Below are 3804 nucleotides of genomic sequence, written 5' to 3'. Positions count from 1 at the left end.
AGCACTGCACGGAATTATGCTGAGTTGTCTTTTGTATTGAATGTTATTTTAGAAACTCCTGAATTGAAGAACTATGTTTAATGATATGGTAAACAGTGTTATATGACGCACGGATTGCAAATCCGCGCTAGCGGGATTACTGACAACCAATTATTATCTGTAAATGATGGAACAGGCTCAAATTTTGAAAATTTTGGCTTCAAAGATAATGGTATAGATAATGCCATTGAGTATCTGTATGATGACAATGGCAACATGTATAAAGATGATAATAAGGGGATAGAAAAAATCACATACAACTATTTAAACTTGCCTACATCTATTCAATTTAAAGATGATAATGCAGAGAGCAAAAGCATAGGCTATATCTATACAGCAAATGGTAGCAAATTAAGAAAACACACCCACGATGGTAGCAAAGAAAGCATAACAACAGATTATATTGGAGCCTATGTATACGAAAATGCCACCTTGCAATTTATCCAAACCAGCGAAGGCCGTTTAGTGCCCAATGAAAATGGAGGATTCGATTACGAATACGCCCTAAAAGACCACCTAGGCAATACCCGAGTCATGTTTAACGAGGCAGGTGAAATTTTACAAGACCAAAGCTATTATCCTTTTGGTATGAGCATGGGAGAAGAATTAACTTTTAATATGCCCAGTAATTTACCAGATAATAAGTATCTTTACAACGGAAAAGAATTACAGACTGATTTTGATTTGGCTTGGTATGATTATGGGGCACGATTTTATGATCCGGCTTTGGGGAGATGGCATGTAATCGATAACAAGGCAGAAAAATACAATTCATTTACTCCCTATACTTATGCAGCAAATAATCCAGTTTTATTTATTGACCCTGATGGAAATGATATTAAAATATACTATAGGGATAGCAATAAGAAATTGCAACCACCATTTAGTTTTAATGGAAAAAATGGTGCAAATGCCCCCAAAAACAACTTTGTTAAAAATGTAATTTCAGCTTATAATTATAATACTAGAAATGGAGGTGGAGATAAATTAAAATATGCGGCAACAAATGAAAATGGGCATGATATTAAAATCACATCTACATCTGGAAGTTCTGAATTTGGATATGCAGTAGCGACATACAAAAATGGACAAGATGCAGTGGAACCATATGTTTTTTGGAATTCAGATCAGGGTATTAAAACTACTGATGGTATTGAGCTTTCTCCAGCAACAGTGTTAGAGCACGAAGCTGATCATGCTGTTGATGATGAAGTTGGGGGAACAACACAGCATCAAGATAGAGTAGATGAAGAAAATATTAAATATGATAATAATGAAGAAGAAAGAGTAATAACTGGAGCTGAGGCAAAAACAGCCGAAGCAAATGGTGAAGCAAAAAAGGGTTGGGTAAGACCTGATCATAAAGGTACTGTAATAAAGAAAGAAGATTGGAAATATAAGAACAAATAAAGACATGAATAAAAGAATTAATATATTTTTAATTAGTTTCGTTTTCCTTATTTTTGTAGAGTGTTCTATTGATAGTCGGAAATCAATATCCTCATTAGAAATCAAGTATTATAAGGGGCATTTTGAGTCGCCAATAAGTCTTGTATGTTCTGAACTGTTAAATGAAGAAAGTTTTGATATAGGTATTGTTGATACTGTAATTTTTAACCAAACTGTTTTAAACCAAGTTGATTCATTATTAAAAATACTGAAGCTAGACTCTCAAATTGGTAGTCTAGATGCAAGAGTTTGTTGTGTTATCAATTTTAATAATGGTGATGAAACTCATCTTTGTTTGGGCGAAAGATTTGGGGTGAAATACCAAAATAAATATTATGATGATAGTCAATTATTATCGTATTTAATTAAGAGTAATTCTGGATATTATCAATATTTTCCTATTGATTTATTAAACTATTTCCCTGAACTAAAAGATTCTGTTAGAAAGATTAGAACTATTGAGAGTATGAGAAGAAAATTATATATAAAAAATGATACTGTAGATTTGGGAGAGATAATAGAGATAAAGCGTTTTTGAAAGAATGATGGTATGATTATGGGGCGCGGTTCTATGATCCAGCATTGGGGCGTTGGCATGTGGCTGACCCAATGTGTGAAATTGCAAGAAGATGGACACCCTATCAATATGCTTATAACAATCCAATCAGATTTATTGACCCTGATGGAATGGTGGTTGATGAATATGAATTAAATATTAATAATGGAGAGATAAAAAATGTTGGAGATTCGGATAATGATGTTGTATATGCTGTAACTGAGAATGATGATGGAACAACTACTAGAACTGGAGCTTCTGTAGAGTTTTCTGGCAAACCAATAGAAAGCGTTGTAAATAAGGGAGATAGTGAAGAAGGTAAGCCTATACAAAATGTATCTGTTGAAAATACATCTGATGGTGAGAAACTCTTTTCTTTTGTAATAGAACAAACTGGTGAGAATCAAGAATGGGGGTTGGTTGATTATAGTTTAAACAATCAAGAAGCAAAATCTGTTGTAACAACTTCTGGAAATGAAAGAAAAGATTCAGAAAGTAGTAGAATTGTTGCTGTTCTTACGGGAAATCCAAATGCAAAAATACATAAAGCTGATCATTCTCATCCTGTAAGACCAACATCGGAACATTCATCTGAAGGAGATAGGGCAGTTAGAGATAAGGTAATTAGTAATAATTCTGAAGCAGAAGTAAATATCCATTTCAACCAAGGTAATAGATGGTATAAAAGGAGTATAAAAAATGATACAAAATATTTTTATAAAGGAGAGTTCTAAGACAAAAATAATAATACTTGGTTTTGTCTTCTTTCTATTATCTGGCAGTGCGTATTCGCAATGTTCTAGTGTTATAGATGATAAAGATTTAAAGATTAACAATACATATTCATTAGATTCATTATTTGTTTCTAATAAAATTACAAACGTTCTTGAACACTCCATTTCATTAATTGACACTCTCTATAATGACCAAAAGGATACTTGGTTATATTTTGTTTTTTGTATGAGTTCAGTGTACAATAATCAAGAAGGAGTAACAATAAAAATAGAGTTGCAACAAGGTGTTAGTTACAATGTTTTTTATGATAGGTTAATAGATGAAGGAGAGTGTTTTTCCGGTGCTTTTTGTTACAAAGGTTACTCGTTTTTTGTTTTGTCAGATAGTATAAATAGTGATTTATATCAAACCTTTTTTTCCTCAGAAAGTGTTTCAAATTTCCCCATTTATTACAACAAACCTGAGCCTTCAGTTGAATGGGGAAAGTTAGGATATCATGATATTAATAAATTTTCTTATCTATTCTATAAATATAATGAAGATGGTTTTCGGTATGTTTCAACAACATTTTGTAATTAAAAATAGTGTTCGTATTATAAAAATCCCGCTAGCGCGGAAATGTTTTCCGTGCGTATAACAACAAGGTAGACAGTCAATTTCTTAAATTTTCTATCTTTGTTAGATGTCAGATAAGTATAAAATACACGAATCAGATAAAGCTTATTTTATAACAATGACAACAGTAGGTTGGGTAGATATATTTACTAGGAAAAATCATAAAATGGCTATGGTTGAACCCGCTAGCGCGGAAATGTTTTCCGTGCGTATAACAACAAGATAGACAATCAATTTATTAAATTTCCCGCTAGCGCGGATTTGCAATCCGTGCGTATAACATAGCCAAAACCAACAATAAAATTTCTATCTTTGATTCATGTCAGATAAATACAAAATTCACGAATCAGATAAAGCCTATTTTATAACAATGACAACAGTAGGCTGGGTTGATATTTTCACTCGAAAGA

4 protein-coding genes and 1 pseudogene are annotated in these 3804 nt (G+C 32.4%); all 5 read left to right on the top strand.

Annotated features, from left to right (window positions below):
• The first annotated feature begins 102 nt into the window (after positions 1-102).
• A complete protein-coding gene (locus HNS38_RS19790) occupies positions 103-1449 on the top strand; it encodes an RHS repeat domain-containing protein (RefSeq protein WP_172346974.1) in 1347 nt (448 codons plus the stop codon).
• 4 nt (positions 1450-1453) lie between these two features.
• Complete coding sequence (locus HNS38_RS19785; RefSeq protein ID WP_172284831.1) at positions 1454-2026, top strand: hypothetical protein; 573 nt, start codon at positions 1454-1456, stop codon at positions 2024-2026.
• 20 nt (positions 2027-2046) lie between these two features.
• A pseudogene (locus HNS38_RS20865) lies at positions 2047-2166 on the top strand (RHS repeat-associated core domain-containing protein); the annotation flags it as partial.
• A gap of 9 nt (positions 2167-2175) precedes the next feature.
• The gene (locus HNS38_RS20355; RefSeq protein ID WP_256367568.1) at positions 2176-2778 is read left to right on the top strand and encodes a JAB-like toxin 1 domain-containing protein; all 603 of its coding nucleotides are present in this window, start codon (positions 2176-2178) and stop codon (positions 2776-2778) included.
• Positions 2744-3358, top strand: coding sequence for a hypothetical protein (locus HNS38_RS19775; RefSeq protein WP_172284830.1), 615 nt, complete (start codon positions 2744-2746; stop codon positions 3356-3358). Before HNS38_RS20355 ends, HNS38_RS19775 begins: the two co-directional genes overlap by 35 nt.
• Positions 3359-3804 lie beyond the last annotated feature (446 nt).

Source organism: Lentimicrobium sp. L6 (assembly GCF_013166655.1).
GTDB lineage: Bacteria > Bacteroidota > Bacteroidia > Bacteroidales > UBA12170 > UBA12170.
This window is presented reverse-complemented; position numbering and strand designations above follow the sequence as displayed.

What these genes read in the sequence shown, in the direction of transcription:
- HNS38_RS19790 (WP_172346974.1), top strand. Translation starts at nt 103, where the DNA reads ATGACGCACGGATTGCAAATCCGCGCTAGCGGGATTACTGACAACCAA.
- HNS38_RS19785 (WP_172284831.1), top strand. Translation starts at nt 1,454, where the DNA reads ATGAATAAAAGAATTAATATATTTTTAATTAGTTTCGTTTTCCTTATT.
- HNS38_RS20355 (WP_256367568.1), top strand. Translation starts at nt 2,176, where the DNA reads ATGGTGGTTGATGAATATGAATTAAATATTAATAATGGAGAGATAAAA.
- HNS38_RS19775 (WP_172284830.1), top strand. Translation starts at nt 2,744, where the DNA reads ATGATACAAAATATTTTTATAAAGGAGAGTTCTAAGACAAAAATAATA.